The 26,734-nt window shown below is 40.9% G+C and carries 15 protein-coding genes; 8 read left to right on the top strand and 7 right to left on the bottom strand.

Going from position 1 to position 26,734, the window contains the following annotated elements; translation table 11 throughout:
* Window positions 1-77 precede the first annotated feature (77 nt).
* Window positions 78-1,073: an alpha/beta hydrolase gene (locus Q4575_RS18290; RefSeq protein ID WP_303523787.1), complete on the bottom strand. Its 996-nt coding sequence runs from the start codon at window positions 1,071-1,073 to the stop codon at window positions 78-80.
* A gap of 428 nt (window positions 1,074-1,501) precedes the next feature.
* Between Q4575_RS18290 and Q4575_RS18285 the strand changes: the two genes are divergently transcribed.
* Window positions 1,502-2,932, top strand: coding sequence for an arylsulfatase (locus Q4575_RS18285; RefSeq protein ID WP_303523784.1), 1,431 nt, complete (start codon window positions 1,502-1,504; stop codon window positions 2,930-2,932).
* Between the two features lie 146 nt (window positions 2,933-3,078).
* Here the strand turns inward: Q4575_RS18285 and Q4575_RS18280 are convergent, their stop codons facing one another.
* The 5 genes from Q4575_RS18280 to Q4575_RS18260 all read right to left on the bottom strand — a co-directional run bounded on the left by Q4575_RS18280 (window position 3,079) and on the right by Q4575_RS18260 (window position 10,863).
* Window positions 3,079-4,158 carry a glycoside hydrolase family protein gene (locus Q4575_RS18280; RefSeq protein WP_303523783.1) on the bottom strand — a complete coding sequence of 360 codons (1,080 nt, stop codon included), beginning with the start codon at window positions 4,156-4,158 and terminating at the stop codon, window positions 3,079-3,081.
* A 64-nt stretch (window positions 4,159-4,222) separates the two neighbouring features.
* Complete coding sequence (locus Q4575_RS18275; protein ID WP_303523781.1) at window positions 4,223-5,641, bottom strand: sulfatase; 1,419 nt, start codon at window positions 5,639-5,641, stop codon at window positions 4,223-4,225.
* Between the two features lie 59 nt (window positions 5,642-5,700).
* The gene (locus Q4575_RS18270) at window positions 5,701-7,269 is read right to left on the bottom strand and encodes a sulfatase-like hydrolase/transferase (protein ID WP_303523779.1); all 1,569 of its coding nucleotides are present in this window, start codon (window positions 7,267-7,269) and stop codon (window positions 5,701-5,703) included.
* On the bottom strand, window positions 7,269-8,624 hold the full coding sequence (locus tag Q4575_RS18265) for a sulfatase (RefSeq protein WP_303523789.1): 1,356 nt from the start codon (window positions 8,622-8,624) through the stop codon (window positions 7,269-7,271). Before Q4575_RS18265 ends, Q4575_RS18270 begins: the two co-directional genes overlap by 1 nt.
* Window positions 8,625-8,946: 322 nt before the next feature.
* Entirely contained in the window at window positions 8,947-10,863 is a 1,917-nt protein-coding gene (locus Q4575_RS18260; RefSeq protein WP_303523777.1) for a hypothetical protein, read from the bottom strand.
* Window positions 10,864-11,250: 387 nt separating this feature from the next.
* On the opposite strand from Q4575_RS18260, the gene Q4575_RS18255 reads away from it, so the two are divergent.
* From Q4575_RS18255 to Q4575_RS18245, 3 genes are all read left to right on the top strand, one after another.
* A complete protein-coding gene (locus Q4575_RS18255; protein ID WP_215962660.1) occupies window positions 11,251-12,804 on the top strand; it encodes an arylsulfatase in 1,554 nt (517 codons plus the stop codon).
* A gap of 246 nt (window positions 12,805-13,050) precedes the next feature.
* Window positions 13,051-15,774 carry a GH116 family glycosyl hydrolase gene (locus Q4575_RS18250; protein WP_303523776.1) on the top strand — a complete coding sequence of 908 codons (2,724 nt, stop codon included), beginning with the start codon at window positions 13,051-13,053 and terminating at the stop codon, window positions 15,772-15,774.
* 157 nt (window positions 15,775-15,931) lie between these two features.
* A complete protein-coding gene (locus tag Q4575_RS18245) occupies window positions 15,932-17,437 on the top strand; it encodes a sulfatase (protein WP_303523774.1) in 1,506 nt (501 codons plus the stop codon).
* 116 nt (window positions 17,438-17,553) lie between these two features.
* Here Q4575_RS18245 and Q4575_RS18240 read toward each other — a convergent pair whose 3' ends face one another.
* Window positions 17,554-19,614 (bottom strand): Sip1-related alpha-galactosidase, encoded by a 2,061-nt coding sequence (locus Q4575_RS18240; protein WP_303523772.1) that lies wholly within the window; start codon window positions 19,612-19,614, stop codon window positions 17,554-17,556.
* A 330-nt stretch (window positions 19,615-19,944) separates the two neighbouring features.
* Between Q4575_RS18240 and Q4575_RS18235 the strand changes: the two genes are divergently transcribed.
* The 4 genes from Q4575_RS18235 (at window position 19,945) to Q4575_RS18220 (ending at window position 26,704) form a co-directional block, all read left to right on the top strand.
* Window positions 19,945-22,485 (top strand): glycoside hydrolase family 95 protein, encoded by a 2,541-nt coding sequence (locus Q4575_RS18235; RefSeq protein WP_303523770.1) that lies wholly within the window; start codon window positions 19,945-19,947, stop codon window positions 22,483-22,485.
* 429 nt (window positions 22,486-22,914) lie between these two features.
* Window positions 22,915-24,048 (top strand): hypothetical protein, encoded by a 1,134-nt coding sequence (locus Q4575_RS18230; RefSeq protein WP_303523769.1) that lies wholly within the window; start codon window positions 22,915-22,917, stop codon window positions 24,046-24,048.
* Entirely contained in the window at window positions 24,045-24,569 is a 525-nt protein-coding gene (locus tag Q4575_RS18225) for a polysaccharide biosynthesis/export family protein (protein ID WP_215962656.1), read from the top strand. Before Q4575_RS18230 ends, Q4575_RS18225 begins: the two co-directional genes overlap by 4 nt.
* The gene (locus Q4575_RS18220; protein ID WP_303523768.1) at window positions 24,569-26,704 is read left to right on the top strand and encodes a polysaccharide biosynthesis tyrosine autokinase; all 2,136 of its coding nucleotides are present in this window, start codon (window positions 24,569-24,571) and stop codon (window positions 26,702-26,704) included. Before Q4575_RS18225 ends, Q4575_RS18220 begins: the two co-directional genes overlap by 1 nt.
* Window positions 26,705-26,734: the final 30 nt, after the last annotated feature.

Below are 26,734 nucleotides of genomic sequence, written 5' to 3'. Positions count from 1 at the left end.
CTTACTTACTTACTTACTTACTTACTTACTTACTTACTTACTTACTTACTTACTTACTTACTTACTTACTTACTTACCTATTTAATGATTTTAATAGTTGGTTGGCCTTCTAAATACCCTAGAGACGTTAAAAATTCGTCTAATTTGTATAACGTATCGGTAAAATTCTTTTTAGAGTTGTAGTTGAAGAATCCGTGTTTCCCGCCTTTATACAAATACAGTTCAGAGCGAGAACCTAATGCCTGCATTTTGTCTCGGAACGACTCAGCTGTCGCAACTGGTACAAGATGATCTTTTGTCCCTAAAAATACAATTGTTGGCGGCACATCTTTTGTTAGATTATGCATTGGCGAAAAATCCTGCCAGTAATCTTTCACGCGATTAAAGCCATAACCTGCTTTGCTATTGTCATAAACCGGGTTAAATAATGCTAATGCACTAGGCATAGTGTCGATGTTCAAATTATCATTTGGGTCGTCAAATTTTGATATGGTTGCCATAGCTACTGCCAAATGGCCACCTGCAGAACCACCTGACGCAACAATTTTGTTCGGGTCGATGTTAAATTGGGCAGCATTTGCCTTAAGCCAGCGCATTGCGGATTTAGCATCCATTACCGCTTCTTTTGGAGTCGTTTTGTTGCGACTTTTAACTCGATATTCCGCTGCAATCGCCACCATTCCACGAGAGGCTAAATATTCACTTTGGCGATAAAATTGTGCTGGACTACCACCGTTCCAACCGCCACCGAAGTAAAATAGTATTGCAGGGCGTTTTTTGTTGGTATTGCTTGATGGTGGCAAGAACACATGCATCTTAAGTTGTGTCTTCCCTATGGTTTTGTACAAAACTTTCTTGTCAGGTTGCGGCACTGGATCTGCTTTTGCCTTCGCTTTTGCCTTCGCTTTCGCCTTCGCCTTCGCTTTTGCTTTTGCCTTTGCATCTGATTTAGATGCAGAACTTACTTTTTCCGACGAAGCGTCAATAGTCGACTTTTCTACTGTCACTGCCTGTTCACTCGCGCATCCGGTAACAAATACACAAGCAAAAAGTAAACTGAATATTAATTTCATTTATGGAGCCTTTATAATTCTAATTAGTGACCTTTAAAACAAGGTTAAAACCGAAAAAGCGTAAAAATATGTATTAACTAAAGTGCATACAGATTGGGCACGACGCATTCGATTATTTGTCGGGTTCAGTTTAACTTACAATTTAAAGCCGCAAAGGTTGATACATAAGATTTTAGTGGTATTTTTTTACGGTTGTTGCCAATTAAAACTGTTTTAATTTTATGGTCAATAATTTTGATAATATAAAGCACATTGGACAAGGATTTAATTTTCCAACTGCAATTTTTGCTGTGCGAATAAAAAAATTATTCAACGTTATTGGTAAATAAACCGTTTTAAAGAAGAAGAACAACATGGCAATACTCCGTCAAACAGGGTACAAATTTCTCACCACTTTTACACTACTTTCGGTCCTTTCGGCCTGTAACATGTCATCGACAAAATCCGTTTTAGAGAGCAAAGTAGAAAATCCGTCAAAATCACCAACAAAACCTAATATCGTTATCATATTTGCAGATGACATGGGGTTTGGTGATATTCAAAGTTATAACACCGACAGCCTTGTGCCAACGCCTAATCTAAACGCACTTGCATCTGAAGGTATGAAGTTTACTGACGCTCATTCTTCTTCAGCCGTTTGTACACCGTCACGTTATTCATTGTTAACCGGGCGTTATGCCTGGCGTACAGCGCTAAAGAAAGGAGTGCTTGATGCAGAGTCTCCGCTGATGATAGACACTAAGCGCGAAACTATTGCTGGCTTGCTAAAAAAAGCGGACTACGAAACGATTATGGTTGGTAAATGGCACTTAGGACTAGGGGAAGGTAAACCTGATTATCGTGGCCAGTTATCACCGGGACCAAATGTTCTTGGCTTTGATTATTTTTACGGCATCCCTGCATCATTAGATATGGGACCTTATGTTTATATCGAAAACGAACACGTTGTGACGCCATTAACAGGTAATAAAATCGCAGCGAGCAAACATAGAAGAGGCGGTGGTGATGGCTTTTGGCGCAAAGCTGAAATAGGTGACGGCTTTAAACACCAAGAAGTACTGCCTAATTTAACTAAAAAAGCGGTAAGCAAAATTGCTGAAGCGGCTAACAAAGAGAAGCCATTTTTTATGTACTTCTCACTCCCTTCACCACATACACCGTGGTTACCAGCTAAAGAATTCCAAGGCGTTAGTGGTGCAGGCACTTATGGTGATTTTGCCGCTAATACAGACCATGTTGTTGGTGATGTTTTAGCTGCAATTAAAGCCGCTGGCATTGAAGACAATACGATAGTTATCTATTCGTCAGATAATGGCGCGCACTGGAAACCAAATGATCAAAAGAAATATGCGCATCGCGCAAATGGCGAATGGCGCGGACAAAAAGCCGATATTTATGAAGGCGGACATCGTGTACCACTTATCATAAAGTGGCCTGGTAGAGTTGAAACAAATGCCGAATCGGCTGCCCCAATCGTATTAAATGACATTGTTCGCACTATGGCATCAATTGTAGGTGTGCAACCAGGACAGGGTGCTGCGACAGACTCTTATGATTTCTCACAGGTATTGCTTGGGCAGAGCGACAAGTTTGACCGCGCACCTATGATCCATCATTCAATTAAAGGTCGTTTTGCTATTCGAGTTGGCGATTGGAAATTAGTGGAAGGCAAAGGAAGTGGTGGCTTTTCTAAACCGGCTAATATAACCCCTAAAAAAGGTCAGAGCCCGTTTGAGTTGTACAACTTGGCCCTTGACCCTGCAGAAAAAAATAACCTGGCAGATAAAGAACCAGCCCGAGTAAAATCGATGTTAATTGAACTTAACGATATACGAAACCACGAAACGGTTTCATTTTAGGAAGGGAACTAAACCTTCGATATAAAAAAGCTAGGGCACTTAACATGCCCTAGCTTTTTTTTGCTCTAATTCACCAATCAATAATCTCTATTTTGCAATAAAAATAAACAAACTTACTTTTATTGCTCTTGAGGAATGATACGTAATTACTTAGTGTCAGCTTCGATAAACTTAATCTTAAAGACATGAGACCGACTACCATGACCCGGTGTAGAGTTAATTCCGGTAGCCATATATAAATATGCTGGCTTGCCGTCTTCAAACAAGATCTGAGGACGTTCTAGACGACCGGTTAAGTCACCACGGTAGACGGTATTGTCAGCCAATGTTTCTTTGCCAACGTAATGATCTAACGCTTCAAAGCTTCGAGTAACGTTTTCCCAAGGAAAAAACAAACCGTCATCTGATTGCCACAACAGACCACCGCCATGTGAACCTTTTTTACTGCCAAAGTCACGACTTAAAAAATAAACCGACTCATTCATCTCAAACGCGTATACATCTTCAATACCGCGCCAGTCAGGGGTCACTTGTTTAGTGTAGTTGTAAGGGCCTTCAAGCGTATCTGAAATGGCAACACCGTAGGTATATGCACCCCATTTTTTCTTTGGATTTTTTTTCAGGACAGACTTGTTATAAAGAAAATATTTGCCGTCTACTTTGAGTAACGTCGGATTTGAAACCCCAAGCTTAGCGGTTTTATTCCAGCTATTTTCATGGGTGCCTTTTCGTAAAATCGTGCCATCGGGTTCCGCACCAGCAGCCGGACGCCAGTTGTCGTTTAAATCGTCTGCAACGTACATAATAATGCGCTGGGTCACCAACTTATTGTCTTCATTAACAATAAAGCTCAGGACATAGCGGCCATCAATCTTTTTAATCGTTGGATTATGTGGAGCATTAAATTTGCCACCTTTGTCGGCCACAGCGATACCAACAAATTTAAACGGGCCTTGAGGTGTATCCCCAACATAGTGACCGATTTCACTTTCTTTAAACCAACCACTGAAGTCTTTTTGTCCATCTAGAGACCACTGGGCAACATATAAGTGAACCTTGCCATCAGGTCCTATAATCGGCGATGTGCCCCATATGTGTTTGCCTTTGGCTTCTAGCGCGACGCCAAGGTATTCATATTCTAACTTACTCGGTTTGGCGATACTCGGTGAAGGCATTGCGCTTAATATCACTGAGATACACAAGATTAACATAACTTTATACTGCATTTGTGAAACTCCAATTTAAAAAAATCTGTATTTAATTTGTTTATTAATAATAAACAGCGACTATCTACCAGCTCGCTTTATTAGGGTCGTAGTTTTTATTAAGAGGCATAGTTTGGGCGCCGACTTCTAGTCGCCACTGGCGTAATTTTGATAACAACGAAGCGGTTAATTCGGGCTGTAAATGCGCGATGTTGTGCTGTTCGCCAATATCATTTTTCAAATTATAAACCTCAATTTTTTGGTCATTAAAAAATTCAATAAGTTTAAAGTCGCCATCGCGGATCGCGCCAGAAGGCTGACCTTGACGGTGATAATGTGGGTAGTGCCAATACAAGGCATTGCGATGTAATGTTGCTGACGGTTCAAAAAATAAGTGAGAAATGTCAACGCCATCTAATGTTGATGTTGGCGTTTTTGCTCCGCTAATTTGGGCAAATGTGGGCAGCAAATCCACTGTACTAATTAATGTATCTGATGTTTGATTCGGTTTGATCTGTCCGGGCCAACTGGCAATAAATGGAATGCGAATTCCGCCTTCATAAAGCGTCGCTTTACCATTTCGAAGTGGCGCATTATCCGTTGGTCGTCCCGTATCATTTTTATCTAAACCACCGTTATCGGACAACAGGATGACAAGGGTATCTTCGGCTAAATTATTGTCAGTTAAGTAATTCATCACAGTCGCTACGCTATCGTCGAGAGAATGCAGCATTGCCGCGTATTGGCTATTATTTTGGTTCGATTTAACCCATTTTTTTCGTTCGTCATAAAGGGCTTTGATGTCATCATTAAAATGCACTTTGGTATGAACGCTATAGTGAGAAATCGTGACAAACCAAGGTTTGTTTTGTTTCGATATTTGCGAAATATAGTCAATAGCTTCATTGGTCAGTTGATGCACACCTTTTGGATCTTGTTTGTTGTGCACGCCATTGAGACTAAAATCTTGATGTCCGGCGTCGAAACCATGGTATTGGGCTGCGATATTTTTTTCGCTGTCTTGTTTTGTTAATGGTCTATCGACAAACTCTTTAAGACCCTTTATATGCCACTTACCAAACCATGCGGTTTTATAGCCGTTATCTTGCAGGACTTCGCCTACCGTCAGATCTTTTGCCTTAATGCCATCTAAATTCCATGCGGGAACTGAGTATTTTTCGTTTGGATATTGCCATCCTGGGATCCAGTCGGTGACGTGCAATCGGGCTGGGTGCTGGCCGGTTAAAATGCTCATACGTGTTGGTGAACAAATATGTGCGGCGGAATAGGCTTGGGAAAATTTGATGCCGCTGTTGGCAAGTTGGTCTATGTTTGGTGTCTGATAAAAGTCACTGCCATAACTCGATAAGTCTCGCCAGCCAAGATCATCAACTAGGATCATCAAAATATTAGGCTGTTTACTTGTTTCGGTTTGCGCAATCGCGCTCGACATAAAACTAATACAGCTATAAAACAACAGTAAACTGATTAGGGACTGTTTCATTTTACATATCCTAAATGGTATCCCCTCAGTGTTAACTAAGGGGATGTTGTTTCTTAACGCTAATAACGGCCTTGGATGATTTCATCAAGACGTCTTTGAAGCTTTGACACTAACTCTGGATTTTCCGCAGCAAGGTTATTCAGCTCTCCAGGATCGGTGGATAGATCATAAAGTTGATCCTCGTTTATGTAGCCGCCTTTAATTTTTTTGGATTTTATAAAATTCGGCTTTTTGTTCGATTTAGGGATGAATTTAAACTGGTTATGGCGCAACGCCGAATTCCCCAATGACTCTTCAATCAAATCAACTCGGCCATTTTCTGATTTGCCTAACCAAACAGAAAGCTGATCTAAACTGTCGACAGCCTCATCATCGGCTAATTTGACGCCAACCAGTTTCGCCAATGAGCGGTAGATATCCATTTGTGAAACTAACGCATCGTTCACTTGTGGTTGAATGGTTCCTGGCCAGTAAACGAGTGTTGGTACACGTGTTCCAGCTTCTAAACGACTGTATTTACCACCGCTAAATGGTCCCCCGGGTTTATGGTCGCCAAGCATATTGGCGGCATCATCAAAATATCCGTCAAACAAAACTGGGCCATTGTCGCTGGTAAAGATGATCAAGGTATTTTCAGCTAGTCCTAAGTATTCAATTTCTTTTATGATACGACCAGTGATCCAGTCCATTTGAGCAATCGCGTCACCACGTGGCCCCATTGTACTTTTTCCTTTAAAACGAGGATGAGGCAATCTTGGCACATGAATGTCGTGAAATGACTTAAATAAGAAGAATGGGTTAGCTTTATTTTTTCTAATAAAATCAATGGATTTTTCGGTAAATACTTCTGCAAAATCTTCGTCTACCCAATGAGCCGCTTTACCGCCATCCATGTGACCTATGCGACTTACACCGTTTACGATGGTTTTGTTATGTTGACCATCCGCTTTATAACGAAGCAGTTCTGGATTTTCATAACCTGTTGGCATATCGCCAATTTTTTTCTTGTAATTAACTAATAGCGGATCGTCTTTTTGCAAGTTAACGACATTGTGATCTTCAACATAAACCGTTGGTACTCGGTCGCCTGTAGCAGGGATCAAAAAGCTATAATCAAACCCTATTTCGAGCGGGCCCGGTTTTATGGCTTTATTCCAATCTAGATTGCCATCGCCTAAACCAAGGTGCCATTTACCAATAACCGCGGTTGTATAACCCGCTTTTTTAAACATGGATGCCATAGTGGGTTTGCTCGGCTGAATTAATGCAGGAGCATCGCCTTTTAAAATTTGCGCATTATTTCTAAATCCATGTTCCCCGGTTAATAAAGAGTAACGTGACGGAGTGCAGGTAGCCGCAGAAGAATGGCCGTCGGTAAAACGAATGCCGTTTGCTGCAATACGATCAAGCTCCGGGGTTTCAACGCCTTTTGCGCCGTAACTGCCTATGTCGCCATAACCTAAGTCGTCAACATAAAAGATAACAACATTTGGCGTAACCTTATGTTTTGAGCCCTCGGGCATCACATTATCATTCATAGTGCTAGTTGCGTTTTGAGATGATTGCCCACAGCCTGACGCCAGCGCCGCTAGCGTCATCGCAAACAATATTTTTAGTTGCGCTTTCATTACCTTCCCTTATCTTGAAGTAGTTTTTTATTAGTATGATTTAGAGTGAATTCTGGATCAAATTTGGGATTTAGCTCTGTTGGAATTGGCGCATTTATGGCAGTGCGCCAAGAGTTAAGATCTTTACTTAAGTTATTAACGATTTTAGGCAAGTAAGCAGCTAAATTTACATGTTCACCTAAATCATTTTCTAAGTCATATAACTCAAATACGTTATCTTCGAAATAATGGTGTAGCTTCCATTTTCCTTGGCGCATAGTCGAGCCTGGCCGAGTTCGAAATAGCGGGTCGCGACTTTGATCAGCGCTTGCATTGTAGGCCTGTAAATAAATAGGAAAATGCCAGTATAGGTTTCTTTTTTCGAGTGTTTTGTTGTCAAACCAAAGTGGTGATAAATCGCTTCCGTCTAACGTTTGTTTACTCACATCTGCATTGATAACGCTAGCTAACGTAGGGTATAAATCAGCATTTATGACTGGGGTTGCATCGGTTCTTGGTGCAATACGATTTGGAAAAGAAACAACAAGTGGCACACGTGTTCCACCTTCATAATAACTGCCTTTGCCGCCTCTTAGTGGGTCTTGGTATGAAATAGAACGGATCCCACCGTTGTCTGAAGTAAAGATAACCAGGGTATTGTCGAGTAGTTTTTGCTGCTCTAACGAACGCATTATTCTGCCAACGTTGATGTCCATTAGTTCTACCATTGCAGCAAACGTAGCGTGTCGTTCATTGCGAATAAGCGGGTGATCTAAATACTTTTGTTTTACCGACTCGGTTGCTTCAAGAGGGGTATGAACCGTGTAAAAAGGAATGTAAGCAAAAAATGGCTGCTCTTTGACCGCCGATATCCAATCGATAACTTCGCTAGTGAGGCGGTCAGGCAGATATTCTCCGTCAGGGCCATCGGTGATGAATGGTAGGTTATAGGGACTAAAATAGGTTTTTGGATGTCCCTTTTGATACCCCGCCACATTGTGATCAAAGCCCTGTGTTTTAGGATCTAGACCCAAATGCCATTTACCAAAATTGCCCGTGGTATAACCTTGTTTCTGAAACATTTCAGCCATGGTAATGACATCGTCTTCCAAATCATTCGTATTGGGCTCTGGGATCAGCTTACGTGTTTTTGCATTGCCACGAGTTGAAGGCGATACGGTATAAACACCGTGACGCGGCGAATATTGGCCACTCATCAAAACCGCTCGACTAGGAGCACAGTTCGCAGCACCGGCATAAGCATCGGTAAAGGTAAGTCCTTTCGTTGAAAGGGCATCAATGTTCGGGGTTTGAAAAACACCAGAGTGGTCGTTATAGCCAACATCAGCCCAGCCTAAGTCGTCAACTACGATCATGACCACATTTGGCGTCTGTGCTGAATAAGCATTAAAGCAACAAATCGATAGGAAAAAACTTACAATAGAGAGCGTTCGCATTGGTGTGTGTAATTTTTTGATTATATTGGTTAATAACAAAAAAGCGGGCTGAACCCGTAAATTTGTTGCCAACATGAATGGTTGTTTAGGATTAAACCTGTATTAAATCAAAAATCAGTTAAAGATGTTTCGACGATTGGTTTGAATTAAAGTTAGGAAGGTTAGGAAGGTTTACTAAATTGGTGATTTTCTAAAAGGCGCCAGCTTGCGATATAGGCAAGCCTGGCGCATTGAATTGACGTTACTCTGTCTGCGGTGACCACTTAATTATAAAGGTTGCACCCGGTTCCACAGTTATATCAAAATCTGTATTTGCTCGCTTCATAGCACCTAATGGTTCAAGTGTAATAGCGTTAGGATTTGACTTTGAATTATCGATAAGTGGATTGCCAACCGTCGACATCAATGCCCATACTTCTGCTTTCATTGGCGTTTCTGTTTTAAATCCATCCATCGTAATTTTAGCAACCGTTCGCTTTCTGTCAGAGGTATTCGTTAATACCACCCCAACGTGTTTTTGATCAGGGCTGACACTAGCGGTCGCTAAGATTGCAGGTATTTTTTTCCTTCTAAATTTGTTTTGAGCGCCACTGACTTCAACTTTAACAAACTGCTGTTGCATATGTTTGGCAAATATTTCAATAGGGAACGCACGTGAGCGTATTACGCCGTCATCGTTAACCATAGGGGTATTGTTATTGAGAAATAAGGAATGACCCATTAAAGCGGCAACGTCATCACTGTACTCGTTAATTACGGTATGCATAATTGCCAATTGGTTTATGTGATTTTTTAAGCCATATTCGGTTAACCAAATTTGCTCTTTACCGGTTAACGATGGGTTATCGTAGTTGGCATTCCATTCTTTGATTTCTTCAATTTTGTGGCCGATGCCCAAACCTGCATATATTGCTTGCGTATAGTTTTTATGGGCTTGTTTAAGGTCTCCAGGGTAATAATGCTTGGCAATACCGTCAAAAGGTTGTTTCGCTTTGGCCATATGTTTAAAGAATGACTTTTTCTCGAAACTAGAAATGATTTGAATCGACGGATCTACCGCTTTCATTTTATGGTAATAGTCGATAAATCCTGGTTGTTTACCTGTGAGGTAATCCAATTTAACAAACTCATTACTCGGTGGGATCATGCCGTTGACGCCATCGCCAAATGTAATTTCACCGATTTTAGTGTCTAAAACGTAATGTTTATCTTTAGCGCCAGATTGCTCAAAACTTGAGACTCTTTGCCACAAGGTTCCATCAATTCGAAGGTTAAAAGGTTGTTTAGGGTCGTGCAAACTTACCGGTGCAAACTTCACATAGAGTTTTTGATTTGCCGCTGTTGTGGTTTTTATATGACTGTCTTTCCAACTTGTTTGTGCTGCAGCTTTTTGACTTTTGAAGTATTTGTAGCCACCAAAAACATATCTATCGGCATCGCCAAACGCCAACATGCCATTGGTTCCTTTAGCATCGTCTTTTTCGACATTTGCATTACCACGTTTGCCATCGAGTTCCGTAGGATAGGAGCCCCAGTTTAATTCCCAGTTACCAAAGACTTCGTTGCCAATTTCCCAATATTTAATACCGTAAGGTTCAACATGGCCATTTTTGGCACGTTCTGCGGCCCAGTCTTTGCCACCATTAGGGTTTTCCCCGACTTTCGCATTCATGTATTCCACCCAATCGGCGGCGTCTTCAGGCGTTTCATATCCCCAGGCAACCATGATCACGCCGTGAGTAAAGCTGGTGGTTTCTAACAAGCGTCCAAATTCATCCGGGCCAAATTCGTTTGACCGATTACTTTGATTGTTACCACTGACATTATCAATACGTTGAGAAACAGGACCAATTGCTCGTTTCCATTTATATAAGTTAGCTTCAGAACCCCCTGGGAAACGATATGACTGTAAGCCCAGTTTTTTAGCTGCATTCATTTCAACAGGATCAAATTCGCCATTGGCTTTTAAAATGCCCTGGCCACCTTTTGGGTAGATGTTATTGCCACCGTAATAGAGGGGATTTTGTTGTCCTATAACATCGCTAACGTTGATTTCAACTTTAACCGTTTGGTCGGCGAAGCTGAACATGGAAACAGTAGAAATTAATAAGCCTGCTATACAGGTCTTAACTGACAACATTTGTTTATTGGAAGACATAATGGGTTACTTATTGTTATTTTTTAATAGTAACAGTCATTTTAGAAAAACCCGTAAATTATCAATAGAGTTTAACGCTCGCTATTACGCTCTTTGTTCTGCATATAATGACACAGACTCTAGGCAATTTGTCGGCGTACTAAATTGTTTATATAAAAGAATTTATTAGGGATAATCTCAACTTTATTTAACAAAATTCAACTTTTTTTACGGGTTTAGTTTCCTTACAAGGTTTGTAATTCAGAGCTGGCTATTAGCGCTGGTAATGAGCGACAACTTTAAGTAGCAAATTTAAGAGCTAATACATTAATTGTTAATATATAGGCACATGATAGATCGATACCTCAGTGTCTAAATTACTATGTATCGAGAGTTAGGGTAAATTTTATGAATTTGAGCAATTTATTTGCATTAACAAGCTTAGCGGCATGTTTGAGTCTGGCTGGTTGTTCTGGTGCTTCTAAGAGTGAAAGCGACACAGTAGCTAACGTTAAACATGATAAACCTAATGTTATCTATATTTTGGTAGATGACTTAGGTTATGGCGACATTGAACCCTTTGGTCAGGAAAAAATTAAAACGCCAAATCTGCAAAAAATGGCAAATGAAGGCATGACCTTTACGCAACATTATGCAGGTAACACCGTTTGTGCTCCTTCTCGTGCAGCTTTGATCACAGGTCAACACTCTGGTCATGGTCAAATTCGTGGTAACTATGAACTTGGCGGATATGAAGACGCCGAAGAATTTGGTCAAATGCCTTTGGTTCCAAATTCACCAACTATTGGTAAATTAATGCAGAAAGCCGGTTATGAAACTGCGCTTATCGGTAAATGGGGCTTAGGTGGACCTGGTTCTTATGGTTTACCAACCAAACAAGGTTTTGATTACTTCTTTGGTTACTTAGACCAAAAACAAGCGCATAACCATTACCCAACACATTTGTGGAAAAACGAAGAGTGGTTCAAATTGGACAACGAGTGGGTTCATCCACATGCACCATTCCCTAAAGGTGCAGATAAAAATGATCCGTCTGTTTACGAACAGTGGAAACGTCCAGACTTTGCTCAGCAACGTTTAACCAACGAAGCACTAGAGTATGTTGAACAAAATAAAGACAAGCCGTTTTTCTTATATCTAGCTTACGCTGCACCACATGCGGCTTTACAAGCACCAGATGAAGAAATTGCAAAATATGACTTTGAAGAAACGCCATATGACGGTTCGACAGACGGCGGTTATTTACCATCGCTTAAACCAAGAGCAACTCGTGCAGCAATGATTTCGCATATTGACGAAGGTGTTGGTCAATTGATGGCAAAACTTAAAAAGTTAGGTCTTGACGATAATACATTGGTTATCTTTACGAGTGACAACGGTCCAAGCCCTGAAGGTGGTGCAGATCTTGAGTTCTTCGAGTCTACAGGTGAACTTCGAGGCATCAAACGTGACCTTTATGAAGGCGGTATCCGCATGCCTATGGTTGCTCGCTGGCCTGAAAAAATAAAACAAGGCGTGCGTAACGAACATATTTCAGCATTCTGGGATGTTATGCCGACATTAGCCGACATCGTTGGAACTGAAGCACCTAAAGAAACAGACGGTATTTCATTTTTACCAGCACTTACTGGCGAAGGTCAACAGCAGGAACACGACAATTTATACTGGGAATTCCATCACTGGAATGGCACTCATTCACAGGCCGTGCGTATAAATGGTGTTAAAGGTTCTGATTGGAAAGCGATCCGTTATTTCAACGGTAAAAAAGGTAAGCAACCTAAAGTTGAATTGTTTGACCTAACTAATGATCCAAGTGAATCAACAAACCTTGTGGCTAAACACCCTGAGATTGCATCACAGGCATTAGAGTTAATGGACAATTCACGTACTCGTTCATTTATCGATACTTGGAACTTCGATTATTACAAAGGTAAGAAGTAACTTATCTCTGAGTAAAACTATTTTTTTAGTTGTGTGTGTTTTGGGGTGCCTTTTGGCACCCTTTTTTTTACCTACTGCTGAATTTGCCATTTGGTAAAAAGCATAAGTTAAAAAACATAGTTAACAAGAAAAACAAGAACGGCGTTAATAATGAAATCGAAGGTTACGGCGTTCCCATAAAGTAGAAATCAATAATAAAAAGAACCACATAATTTGGTTGTTAAAAAACAGCGTAGTGAGGGGAACATGGATAATTCAATCGACAAAAAACAATCATGCTGTAATACATCGAATCACAGCGAACCCGAGTCTAAAAGCCGTCGACAGTTTGTAAAAGGAAGCGGATTAACGGCATTAATGTTAATGGCTGGCAGTCGCAACGTTATGGCCGGCCCATTTAATATGAAAGACTACAATGAAATTATCCCAGCCGATAAAAAATTAAGTAAGCAATGGATAGCCAGTTTGTATGAACGTGGTAAAGCCATGACAGCAACAGGGGATAATTTAAAATACATTGGAATGCCTATTAATGGTATCTGCACTGGGCAGGTCTATTTGGGTGGTGACGGAACTTTATGGCGTTGGAATATTACCGGTAAACGAAACGTTAAAAAAGAAAACCCGAAAGGCGAACGATACTTAGACCCTGAAGTTGCTGAGTCACCACTCAACCAAGGGTTTGCGATTAAAGTCGATGGCGACGTAAGGACTTTGGATTCAAAAGGCTTCGCTAACATCGTATTCACAAATCAATACCCAATGGCAAATGTGGATTTTAAAGATTCAAATTGTACAGTAGACGTTGCATTACAGGCCTACACCCCATTTATTCCATTAAATCGTGACGATTCGAGTCAGCCAGTTATCGTTATGAAATATACCTTAACCAATCGTTCAACAGTGGTAAAAGACACCACTATTGCTGGTTGGATACCTGATGTTATTGAAGTCGAGAAAGAAGATAAACGGTCAGTGTCTAAAGCGTTTGTATATAGTGAGTTGGATTCAATAGCGACAGTCGAGAGTTATGCGTTAGTCGACTCGACTCGTAATGACGAATTTGGTGCTATGGCAATTGGTCTATTAAATCAAAAAAGCCCGAGCCTGATTAACTTATCCGCTGAAGCTGCGAGACCCGATTCCGTGTTCTGGCCCACCGGGAAAAAGACCAAAAATGGCGATGTTGTCAGCCATCAATTATCTGATAAACAATGTGGCGCACTTGGTCATAACGTAAGGCTTGAACCCGGTGAATCAAAGACAGTGTCATTTGTTTTATCTTGGCATATACCGATGACAAATTATGATATTGCGTTTGGTCGTAAAAAGAGCAACAAAGTATTTGCGCCCAATCATTATGCGACACTGTCAACATCGGCTTCTGATGCGGCAAATAAGTTAGCAAAAAGAGAACAACAACTTCACGCTAATACGCAAAAGTGGACGGACACATGGTACGACTCAACTTTGCCATATTGGTTTTTAGAGCGCACGTTTTTAACTGTTAATTGTGTTCAAACTGAAATGGGTCAACGCGTTGCTCAAACAGACACAACGCCTGAACATTACAATTTTTATGAAGGTGTTCGATGCTGTCCCGGTAATTGCACTCACGTTTTTCATTATGCTCAAGGACTAGCTCGGATATTTCCGTCAATCGAAAGAGAGTGTCGAGACAAGATTGAGTATGGCTTAGGGTTTGACGAGCAGACTGGCGTTATGCATCACCGATATTCAAATACGAAATTTGGTGATGCCATCGATGGTAATTGCGGCACCATTATTCGCGTTTATCGTGAACATCAAATGACAACCGACTATCGTTTTTTAAAAAGTATATGGCCACGGACTAAGTTGTCTATGGAACATGTTATTGAAAAATGGGATGCAAATGAAGATGGAATGTTGGAAGGGCCGCAACACAATACATTGGATGAACCTTGGTATGGACAGGTTCATTGGTTGATCAATCTTTACCATGCATCGCTAAAAGTTTGTGCCGTTATGGCGCGCAAGATGAACGAGCCAAGACTCGCTGAGCGTTACGAGTCCATTGTCGCAAAAGGCGTACCTGCCATGGTGGAGTTATTGTGGCGAGAAGATTTTGGTTATTTTATTCATAAACCAGGACCCGGTGAAAAAGAAAAACATGGTTCTACTAATGGCTGTCACATTGACCAAATCCTTGGCGATTCGTGGTTACTGAATGTTGGCATTGATAACATTTTGCCAAAAAACAAAATTAAACAAAGCTTAGAGTCACTTTGGAAATACAATTTCACGCCGGACGTCGGCGCCTTCAGAGCTAAGATCACCGAAGGTCGTTGGTATGCAGGAGAGGGTGACGCAGGCTTGGTAATGAGTTCTTTTCCTTTTGGTAAAATTGAACCTAAAAGTGGTAAAAAAAGTTACGCCGGTTATCTAAACGAATGCATGACCGGATTTGAGTGGCAAGTAGCTGCCCACATGATTTGGGAAGGAATGGTTGAAAAAGGACTCGCTATTGGTAAAGCGATCAACGATAGGTATCAGCCAGAACTCCGTAATCCCTATAATGAAATAGAATGCAGCGATCATTATTCGCGGGCAATGGCAAGTTATGGGGCTTATACCGCGATGTGTGGTTACCAATATGACGGCCCAGACGGGTTATTGGCATTCGCACCTAAATTGCAGCCTGAAGATTTTCGTGCGGCTTTTACTGCTGCAGAAGGTTGGGGCAGTTTCATCCAACTTAAAAATGGTCGTCGTCAAATCGTATCTTTAGATCTACGTTACGGTCAATTGGCACTGAATACGCTTAAATTGGCAAAACTCGATGGTGTTCAAGCAAATCAAGTTGAAGTAACTATTGATGGGCGCAGTGTTGATGCTAAGTTAAATAATAATGAGGGAAGTTTAGTGGTTACTTTTGAACAGGGACTGACGCTAAAAGAACATCAAATGTTAACCGTGGAGCTTAGCTAGCGGTTTACTAGATTGAGGCCATAAATGATGGCTGGGCGTGTCCTATTCAATGATTGGATTTCGCCTAGCCTGTGTTAACTACAGTGTTATTTAAAGTGTTATTAGCAGTGTTATGTCGAGGCTCTTCATAAAGCGATTTTGTTCAAAGGATACAAAAATGCAATTTTACACAAAATTAAAGTTTACTCGAGTCTGCTTGCTTACCTCGATGGTATTATCAGCCCTAATGTTAACGGGTTGTTTAACAACAGAGGAAGCAAAACAGGAAGCAACTATTAAGGTTAAAAAAAGCGAGAAACAAACAAGTAAGCCCAACTTCATTGTCATCTTTACTGACGATCAAGGGTACGAAGATGTTGGTGTGTTTGGTGGTGATCATGTTGCCACACCTAATTTAGACCAGATGGCCTCAGAAGGACTTGTCCTTACCGACTTTTATGTGGCGTCTCCGTTATGTTCGCCCTCTCGAGCGGCGTTAATGACAGGAAGTTACCCACGACGTATTAACATGGCAACGGGGTCAAACTTTCCTGTGTTACTGGCAGGGGACAGCAAAGGCTTGAACCCAAGTGAAATCACCATAGCTGAAACTTTAAAAGAAGCTGGTTATATCACCGGTATGTTTGGTAAATGGCATTTAGGGGATCAACCAGAAGTACTCCCCACTCGACAAGGTTTTGACGAGTTTTTTGGTTTGCCCTATAGCCATGACATTTCGCCAACACATAAAAAACAAGCACGATTTAAATTTCCAGACCTCCCTTTAATGTCCGGTGAAACGGTTATTGAACTTAACCCAGACCCCGCAAATCTGACGAGGAGAATTACTGATAAGGCGGTGGACTTTATAAAACGACATAAAGATGAATCGTTTTTTTTGTATCTGCCACAACCTATGCCACATGCCCCATTACATGTGTCAAAAGAATACTTAGCGACTGTTGATGACAACACCAAAAATCGGTTAGGTATTTCCGACCAAGATATTAAGCGTGGGCTGAAAAAAGCAATGTATCCCTTGGTGATTGGTGAACTAGACTCTGCCGTTGGACGAGTTTTAAATACACTTAAAGAATTGGAATTAGACGCCAATACGATAGTCATTTACACCTCAGACAATGGACCCGCAGGTAAACTCAATTCTGACGGTAGCAAACGCTATTTGTCTGGCCGTAAAACATTAACGTTGGAAGGTGGTATGCGCGTACCAACCATCGCCTGGGCACCGGGAATGATAGCCGCAAATACAATATCTAAGGAAGTTACCACGAGTATGGATATACTACCGACGTTGGCAGCAATCGCGGGCGCAAAAGTACCGGCAGATAGAGTTATCGATGGTAAAAATATTTGGCCAATTTTAACCGGGAAAAAAGATGCCAAATCACCATATGATGCGTTTTTCTATTACCGAGAAAATACGTTAGAAGCGGTACGAAGTGGTGATTGGAAATTATCAATAAAAGGGGTACGGCCGGGGCTATACAATTTGGTTAAAGACCCAGCTGAAACACACGACCTAACAAAACAATTTCCAAACAAAGCCGAGCAATTATTGGCACATATAATCGACTTCGAAGCTGAACTCGGTATAGATAAAACCGGTGCCTGTGCTAATTGTCGACCGGCAGCTGAAATTGAAGACCCCAAATATATTAGGTAAACATCATAGATAAATGACCTTAGTAAATCGTTTAGCTAAATAACAAAAACCGACGCAGTGAACGTCGGTTTTTTGTTTTCTATTCCCTTTAAACCAAATAATCTAGGACGACACTATTAGCGGGTAACTGTCAGCTGTGTTCTACCTATTGCTACCGGTATATTGGCTAAATACAGGCCATTCCCTAAAGATTTAAATGAGTGTTCTGCCATTTTTGGCGCGCCATTTTGACTCCATATGAGTAGCGGCCCAGATTCCTCCAGCGTAAAGCTAATCTGGGAGTTTGTTACAGAAGTGAGCGTAACCGCCGCTGCAGGCAGGTATTTATCCTGACGACCGATAACGGCCCAACCGTTAACTTTAGGGTATAAAAACACCATTTTAGCGTCGAAATTGGCGACGTTTGTGGTAAATGACTGAGTCAAGTTATGAACCGATAGTGTTGCTGGGTCAAATAACAACAGACCATCTTTAGGCAAGTCCCATGGACCATTGTTTGGCTGCAGCAGTTCACCGGCAAATGGATAGTCTTTTGTGTTTATATTGCCCGTGAGCGCTTTACCGCTTTCGGTAAAGTTAAATAAGGCTATCGCGACGACGCCATCTTGCATCGGCGCAATAACGCGAAAAACCTGTTCATCTCTAAATGGGTGAATAAAAAAACTTTCCGGCAACAGCGTTGCGGGAGCCGAAGTTCGCAACAACTTGCCATCTTCATAGGCAAATGGCAAAAGCACTTCAGGCTTTATCTTTGACGGCTCGTCAGAAATATAAACGGGACCGCCGGCAATGGCGCGAGCAATTGTCATTGGTTTCACGTCACGCGCATCATGGGTATGAAACATATCAAGGTCGCCCCACACGGTTTGGCCCATCCACAAATGATTCGCAAAACTTTGGTAGGTATTCGATTTATTTTTGTCCTTATCCGCTTGGTTATAATCCGGGCTTGAACGGGTTAGGGCGCTGTATTTGGTTTGCATAGAATTGATATTTGGTTGGGCGATGCAGTTCAACAACGGTAAATTCATATCATGGGTGGCATTTTCTAAAGCCTCATTGTTATGACGCATTGCGCCAACTGGATCCGTTGTACCTTTGTATAAGTCGAATGTTCGAGTATGAAAGTCGACTTTTATGAAGTCAAAACCGTTATCTTTGGTATCACTAACCATTTTGTCATAAAACGCTTTTGAGGCTTGTTTAGTGCCATTTGGCAGGAGGCTTCCTTTTTTTACGGTAGGACTAAGATAAGGTTTAAGATCTGACATAGTATGATCATTAGATACACCACCCATATACCCACCAAAATTACGCCAAATGCCAACCCACTTTATTTTCTCTTCGTTTTTAAGCTCCATGATGGGCTTCCAACCATTGGCAAACTTTTTCTTGTTAACACCAAAACTCAGTAGTTTGCTATTTTTAGCATCCAAGTAGCCATCGTCGACCATCACCCAACGAAACGGTGCCGTACTTTGATCTAGGGTATGAAACGCATCTGAAATAATGTCTTCAGAAATATTCTTTTTGTAATGCTCCCACGAACACCAACCTAAATAACCATAGGGCTGCTCAGGAAAATTTTTAAATGCGCGGGGCTGGGCAGCAACGTAACCAGACTGAAATACCTGTTGCCAGGCATTTTGAGTTGCTGAATATGGCGAGTCGCCATAGGCCCAAATCAGAAGGGGGATTTTGCCCGATACCGTTGCCGTACCGAAATTACCGGTTTTTAATAATAGTTGTTCTTGTGCGACAAAAAATTGGCCGTAAACTTTTTCTGAAGCCATTGGCAATAAAGCCAAATATCTTCCGTCATACAGTTCAAGTAAAATATATTGACCCTGTTGAATATTGATGTGGTCTTTTCGGGTTTTTGAAGGTTGGTAATCTTGCAGTTCACTTAAGGAAGTAAATGCAATTGCCTCTACCCGATTACCTCTAGCCACAACGCCTCGGCCAAAAGCGGTGAATGGCCGGTAGTAAACACCTTGTTTAAACTTAGGCAAGTCGATAACTCGAGTTAGCACCATTCCATCGTTATCAGGCTTAATCTTATGCAGTTGCGTTTCGACCAATTGACTCGCTTTGGTCGAAATATAAATCGGTTTGCTAGCAAGAGTTGCACTGGTAAACGACAATAGAATTAAGCTCATCATCAATGTGACTTTCATGGAAATTTCCTTAACTTTTTATTTGATAACCATGCAGCTCAGTTTGAGCCAATTCAAATTCTCCAGAGTTTCATATAATTGAAAGTCACTCAGACGTTTATGGAGGGAACTGCAATAAGTGCTCTTTAAAAAATGAAGCTTTTTATTTAAACAGTTTTAGATATGTGTTTCAATTTTATTAATTATAAAAATACAGTTTTTGTTTGTTTTTTAATGTTTTTGGCTTACTCTTTGTATTTACAATATATAAAAGTGATTTTTATTTTTTGATGAAAATACACTTACATAAACAGAACCAAAACAATAACGATAATAAAAAGAGAAGCAATCATGGCGTTTGTCTATCAGTTCAAACTCTTTAAAACAGCAGGGATCGTCACTTCACTTATCCTCATCAATGCATGTGCGATATCTGATTTAGCCGGAGCAAGATCGGCCGGGGAGCGGGCGCAAGCCACTAGTTTGAGCACACTATATTTCACAAAACCGGCAACGGTTGATATTAATGCCAGCGATAAAAACGACACTAAAAACCGTGGCCGTTTGTTTATGAGCGAAGCCTTACCTCTTGGCAACGGTCGATTTGGTGCTATGTTTGCTGGTGGTATTGAAAGTGAATATCTTGTATTTAACGAAATTAGTCTTTGGGCAAATGCCGTCCGTGGCCTTAGCAACGTTGAACAATCGGGCACGCGACTAGGTGCACATCAACACTTAGAAACCGTCAGAAAAGCGGCTCGGGACAGTAAGTTTGGTAAAGATAGCGACTCGGTTGAGTCATTAGGAACTAAGTATCTCGCAACAAAAACACCATTAGGTCATTACGCACCATTTGCCGATCTGAGGATAGAAACGGGCCAGCAGCGACAATCTGTTTCTGCCTACCGCCGAGAATTAGACATTGCTAACGGCGTGGGGACTGTACGATATGAAATAGATGGCGTTAAATATACCCGAGAATATTTTTGCAGTTATCCAGATGATCTTTGTATGATCAGAATGCAATCTGACGGCGGTGTTATGGATCTCAGGCTGACCGCAGCATCAGCCCACGACAAAAAAGTGATTTCTACAAACGGTAATGAACTCCGCCTACATGGGTATTCTCCAATGGCGCAGGGTGACGATATTGAATTTTTGCAAACCGCAAAAGTGGAAGTGAACTCGGGTGGCAAAGTTGCTTCATATGCCAACGAATTGCATGTCACGGGCGCGTCAGAAGTGGTCATTTATGTGACGGGTTATACCGACTATTTACCAAACTACCCCAACTTTAAAGGTCGTGACTTTCTTTCTGATACTAAGCAAACGCTTAATAGAGCCATTGCCAAAGGCTACTCCAAGATTAAAACTGATCACGTAGCTGACGTTAATGCATTGATGCAGCGGGTCGAGTTTAAGCTAAACGCAGAGCTATCTGATTTACCAACAGACAAATTAATTACCCAAGGAAAGCCACTTGAGCTTTACCCTTTATACTTTAATTATGCCCGCTATCTACATATTAGTTCTTCACGCAATGCGTCAGTACCATCCAATTTACAGGGCCTGTGGAATACATTAGAAAAACCACCTTGGAATTCTGATTACCATACGGATATAAATATCCAAATGAATTATTGGTTAGCCGAAACAACCAATTTATCAGAAACATTTGAACCCTTCGTTAATTGGACCAAAGTGGTTGCGAGGTCTGGGCAACATACCGCTAAGGAAACGTTTGGTGTTAGCAAGGGGTGGTCTATTGGACTTAACAGTAATGTATATGGCTTTACTGCCCAAAACGTACATGGTCGTCGTATGCAACAGGGTGGGCATTGGGTGACTCAACATTTGTTCGAGCACTATGCCTTTAATAAAGACGTCGCGTATTTAGAAGACATTTATCCAGTGCAAAAAGGCGCATGTGAATTTTTTGCAGGTCATGTTGCGCCGTGGCAAGACGGCACAAAACTCGTTTACCCAACCTGGTCACCTGAAAACTACTTTTTATTGGATGAATTTGGCAAATATAACAAACAAGCGTGGGGGGCAAGTTATGATCAGCAGTTACTTGTTAATCTGTTCACTGATTGCATCGAAGCCTCTACGGTATTAAACCGAGATGTTAAATTCCGAGAAGCATTACAAAAGCTTATCCCGGAGTTAACGCCACAAAAAATTAATGCCCATGGCATGATCCAAGAATGGCCAGCAGACTTAGACGATCCTAAAAATACGCACCGCCATTTGTCACACCTCATTGCATTGCATCCAGGTCGCGACTTTTCACCGCTGACGACCCCTACACTCAGCGCGGCGAGTGAAAAAGTGATGATGGCTCGTATTAAGCGCGGAGAATGGGCTGCGGCATGGCGCTCGGCCTTGTGGGCTCGATTAAGAAACGGCGAAGAAGCGTTAAGTTATTTAGACGACTTAGTATTAACCCAAAAAGCTGACAATATGTTTAATGGTAAACCGTGGCAAATAGATGGAAATCTAGGAGCTGGGGCTGCAGTGGCTGAAATGTTGTTACAAAGCCATCTTCGTAGCATTAACCCCAACGCACAAAACATAGAAGAAGCAGCGTTTGTTGCCTATCAAGAAGATCCCAAAAAAACAGGGCAGTTTATCGCGGTAACGCCGCCTCGAACGTTAATCAACGCACCTTATATTCTCGATTTGCTTCCCGCCTTACCGAAAAAATGGCAACAAGGCAGTATTCGGGGGCTAAAGGCCCGTGGAGGTTTTACAGTTGATATCAGTTGGGACAAAGGCCTGTTAACAAATGCAACGATATATGCAAAACATGGGGGAACCTTTCGGATTTTTGCCAATGGTAAATTGACTAAAGAGATAACCTTAGAAAAAAATGGGACCTATATTTTGTAAGGATTCATAAAGCACAGCTCAAATTCAGTTCGTCGACTTATCTAATTCAATAGATTGGTTAAGTTGGCGGAACATTCAAAAATTGATGTTTTACACGTTAAGCACTCCGCTGCGGTAGTGGTATGGAAAGGTATTGTAAAACCGCAGAGTCTTCGCAAAAATCCACAAACGTTATCTAAAAAAGCCCAAACAACGCCATTTAACGTAACTTGTCACTAACGGTAGCAATGTAAGTTTATCATCCAATCTCTTCATTTTTGAGGATATATTCCACACAATAATGCGTTTATTTTAGTCGAATTGAGCGGTTCTAAATAATACCCATACAAAAAATGTGAGAAAGTAGTGTCAAATTGCGCACTAATTGGGTAAATTACTGCGCAGGAAAATAATTATAAATAAACAGGGAGTGAATAGGCGTTTTAGAGAATGTTACGTACAGTATTAGTATTAATTACCTTATTTTTGTCCAATTTAAGCTTTTCCAATGGCTGGGAAGAACAAACTTTTCAAGCTGAAATTGGTGCCGAACACCAAACTCACAGCGCTGATGAAAGTGGCGCAAGTTCTTCCGTATTTATTCAATCTCATTTAACTAAATTGATCCAAGGTGTTGGTATTAAAGTTGGCGGAAATATAAGCCAATTGCAACCTGATTCAGAAACATTTGCTGCCCATACGAATTACAACTTATCCCTAGGTAGTCGTATATTTTTAAGTCCAAACGTAAATTGGGACTTATCTGCTGTGACTTCTGAACAGTTAACGGGTGAAGACCCTATGGCCGCGGTTTATCGAGATGTTCAGTCACCATTTAATTTAACCAATACCCAAGCCTATACAAGTCGATTTAACTTTGGCTCAGACCAAGCTAAACGCGCTCTTATGTTGACTTACGAACATATGAATGATGAGTTAGCGTTAACTGAGAAGTTTATCAATTATGGGCAAGATACCAGGCAAAACTTGAATACGCGTTTTCAAAATCGCATAACAGAAGATACATTTTTGGTCGCTGAGTATAAATTTAGTCAATTTGAAAAGTCATTTGCAAGCTCATCTGAGTCGACGCTTAATTTAAATCAGTTGTTAGTGGGCTTTAAAACCTCCTATTTGTCCAATAGCCGAATCGAGTTTTTAGTGGGGAATAGCAACTCAAAAGACTCTTCTAAAGATAAAAGCGACGACACGTTTTCTTGGAAAATGACCAACAATCTGAACCTTTTTGATTACTTGATTTGGAACGTCAGTATTAGCGAAGATACACAGGATTCTAACGACGAAAGCTTCATTTCGGCGAAAACAGTCGAAATAGCTACCGATTTAAGGTATTTATTAACCGATAACGTGAATATGACAGTTGAACTTAGTGCTAAAACTCGTCAATATGGCGATACAATAAAAAGTAAGCAAGAACTCGCCCAGTTTTCAATCGCATATCGGGTTCTTGAGCAGTTAAACTTACAGACAGCAATCCATTGGTATAGTAATGACGATTCGCGCGATCGTTACGATCTAGATGGTTACCAGTGGAGTATAGGGGTGCTTTGGCGTTTGTTATGAGAATAATAACAACAATAAAAATAACAATAATAAAATGTGTGTTATTGGTTTCAAGTTTACTCGGAGCAGCTGAATATCAGCTGGGGCCAGGTGACGAAGTTGAAATATATGTTTTTCAAGAGTCAGAGCTCACTACAAAGGCACAGATCAGCCAAGCCGGCAATATCTCCTTACCACTCGTAGGTCAAGTTCCACTTGAGGGCCTAACCGCAAAACAAGCTAAATCCAAAATTGAAGACATGTATCGCGATGGTTATTTGGTTAATCCAAATATCACCATAATTGTTCGTCAATATCGTCCGTTTTTTATACACGGCGAAGTGAAAAATCCAGGCAGTTATAAATACCAAGCCGAACTTACAGTAGAGCAAGCAATAGCATTGTCGGGCGGTTTAAAAGACAGAGCGTCTAGCTCCAAGTGGATCATTCTAAGAGGCTATCCTCAACAGTCCTTTGCCGCCGAAAAACAAACGGTCATCATGCCTGGCGACGTCATTAAAATAGAAAAGAGCTTCTTTTAATGTCGCAAATCGAAAACCAATTAATTAACCACGAGGAAGAAATAGATCTTGGCGAACTATTTACCATCTTGTGGCAACGTAAATGGTTTATCGTTTTGTTTGTCATTATGTGTGCTGCCGGAACGTATAAGTATTTGACGCTTATCCCAGATCGTTTTACCTCGTCTATCCTCATTATGTTCAAAGAGTCAAACTCAAATAACGATGCAATGGCGAGCATTATGAGCGGAGGGCTATCTGCCGCAGACGATACTGAAACTGAATTAGAGTTACTTAAAAGTCGACGCTTTGCTGGCCAAATCGTCGACAATTTGCACCTGACTAAACACCCTGAATATATTCTGAACAACGACAAGTTTTCTAATACGTATAATGATACGTCGATCCGCAGAAGCCATGCGATTGATGTGCTCAGTAAAAATATGAAGATAGATAAAACATCTGGCACCAACTTAGTTAGAGTCAGTTATGTTTCTTTATCTGCAACTCATGCCGCCACCGTCGCTAATGATATTGCCAAAACGTTTATTAACTTCAAGCAAGAACTATTGGAAGGCAAAAACCAAGATAGGTCAGCTTGGTTATCTACTAAATTACTCGGTGTGAAAATTAGTTTGGAAGATGCAGAAGCCAAGATAGTTGAGCATCAAAACGAAAATGACTTTGTAGATATCAACAGTGCTATTGCCATAGAAAAATCTAAGATGGCGCAGATGACAAAAGAAAAATTAACGTTATCGAGCAATATAAATGAACTAGAATTACTAAAAGAGCAGGTCACTCGATACGAAAAATCCCCAGAAGAATTGGCCAATTTACCTGGGTTTAGTACGTCGGCGACGATAATGGCTTCTAAGAATGAGTTTAACAATAGGCAACTCGAATTTGCGCAAGTTAAGTTGCGCTACGGCACAAAACATCCCGCATTTAAAAAAGCCAAACAATCGTTAGAAGATGCAAAAGTGAAAGTGGTTTTAGACTTTAAAGATCATGTAAATATGCTCGATAAAAAATTCAGCCTTTGGCAGTCAAAGTTGCTTTCGGTCGACAAACAATTGCATATATCTAATCAACGATTAAAACGTCTCGGCGCTATTGAGTTTGATTACCAAAAGCTTCGCAGAGAGTTCGACGCCAATTTACAACTTTATGAAAACCTAGTTAAAAAGCTAAAAGAATCAAACATGATGCAGGATTTGGCAAATGCGTCAAATGTACTTTTGGTCGAAAAAGCAGAAGTGGCGACTAAAGCGGATAATAAAAAGAAACCGTTAATTATGGCGCTGTGTATTTTATTAAGTGGGTTTATCGCCATGACGTTTGTCCTTATTCAGGCGTTTTTAGCCAACAAAATTATCCAGTTCAGAAAGGTAGTGCGTCAATTTGATACTAAACTTGTTGGCATTATTCCAAAAATTAAAGTAACCAAAAACAAAGACAAACCGCTTTATGCGTTGGATATGAACAAACACGAGCAGTTTTTTGAAGCGCTCAGAACCACCAGAACAAACATTTTACTCGACAACAAACTTGCAGCTCAAAAAGTGATCGCAGTTACGTCAATTACACCAAACGACGGAAAGTCGACCTTATCGATACAATTAGCGGCGAGTTTTTCGGAATTAGAGAAAGTTATACTTATCGACGGCGACCTGCGTTTTCCTTCTATTGGCAATACTCTATGCCAAGACGTAAACCGACCAGGACTTACCAATCTAATCGCTAAAAAGAGTAAATTATCTGATTGTATCTTCCGCGAACAGGGCTATGGCTTTGATGTATTACCTGCAGGTTTTGTTGCTAAAAACCCATTGTTGTATTTATCACAACCGCGATTAAGCAAGGTTATCGAGTTCTTTAAGACTCGATACGAACGCGTTGTTATCGAATGCCCACCAATTATGTCGGTGAGTGACGCTTATGTTATTTCTAAACATGTCGACAGTATCTATTTGGTTGTTGATGCTGAGAAAACCAATAAAGCTGATTTAACCAATGTATTAGAAGAGCTAAAACAAGCGAAAGTTGAAGTCGGTGGTGTCATCATGAACAAAGCGAGACGTTCACAAGGCTATTATGGTCACAATTATTATCGCTCAAGCCGCTCAGACTTTACTGGCATAAAGTTCGCGTAGTCATTTTTTGTCGGTTTTGGAATAAGTAAA

Source organism: Psychrosphaera sp. 1_MG-2023 (assembly GCF_030548245.1).
Lineage (GTDB): Bacteria > Pseudomonadota > Gammaproteobacteria > Enterobacterales > Alteromonadaceae > Psychrosphaera > Psychrosphaera algicola.
Note: the sequence above shows the minus strand (reverse complement) of the source record. Positions and strands in the feature narration are given on the sequence as shown.

Coding starts and splice junctions, on each gene's coding strand:
- Q4575_RS18290 (WP_303523787.1), bottom strand. CDS start 1,073: ATGAAATTAATATTCAGTTTACTTTTTGCTTGTGTATTTGTTACCGGA.
- Q4575_RS18285 (WP_303523784.1), top strand. CDS start 1,502: ATGTCATCGACAAAATCCGTTTTAGAGAGCAAAGTAGAAAATCCGTCA.
- Q4575_RS18280 (WP_303523783.1), bottom strand. CDS start 4,158: ATGCAGTATAAAGTTATGTTAATCTTGTGTATCTCAGTGATATTAAGC.
- Q4575_RS18275 (WP_303523781.1), bottom strand. CDS start 5,641: ATGAAACAGTCCCTAATCAGTTTACTGTTGTTTTATAGCTGTATTAGT.
- Q4575_RS18270 (WP_303523779.1), bottom strand. CDS start 7,269: ATGAAAGCGCAACTAAAAATATTGTTTGCGATGACGCTAGCGGCGCTG.
- Q4575_RS18265 (WP_303523789.1), bottom strand. CDS start 8,624: ATGATCGTAGTTGACGACTTAGGCTGGGCTGATGTTGGCTATAACGAC.
- Q4575_RS18260 (WP_303523777.1), bottom strand. CDS start 10,863: ATGTCTTCCAATAAACAAATGTTGTCAGTTAAGACCTGTATAGCAGGC.
- Q4575_RS18255 (WP_215962660.1), top strand. CDS start 11,251: ATGAATTTGAGCAATTTATTTGCATTAACAAGCTTAGCGGCATGTTTG.
- Q4575_RS18250 (WP_303523776.1), top strand. CDS start 13,051: ATGGATAATTCAATCGACAAAAAACAATCATGCTGTAATACATCGAAT.
- Q4575_RS18245 (WP_303523774.1), top strand. CDS start 15,932: ATGCAATTTTACACAAAATTAAAGTTTACTCGAGTCTGCTTGCTTACC.
- Q4575_RS18240 (WP_303523772.1), bottom strand. CDS start 19,614: ATGAAAGTCACATTGATGATGAGCTTAATTCTATTGTCGTTTACCAGT.
- Q4575_RS18235 (WP_303523770.1), top strand. CDS start 19,945: ATGGCGTTTGTCTATCAGTTCAAACTCTTTAAAACAGCAGGGATCGTC.
- Q4575_RS18230 (WP_303523769.1), top strand. CDS start 22,915: ATGTTACGTACAGTATTAGTATTAATTACCTTATTTTTGTCCAATTTA.
- Q4575_RS18225 (WP_215962656.1), top strand. CDS start 24,045: ATGAGAATAATAACAACAATAAAAATAACAATAATAAAATGTGTGTTA.
- Q4575_RS18220 (WP_303523768.1), top strand. CDS start 24,569: ATGTCGCAAATCGAAAACCAATTAATTAACCACGAGGAAGAAATAGAT.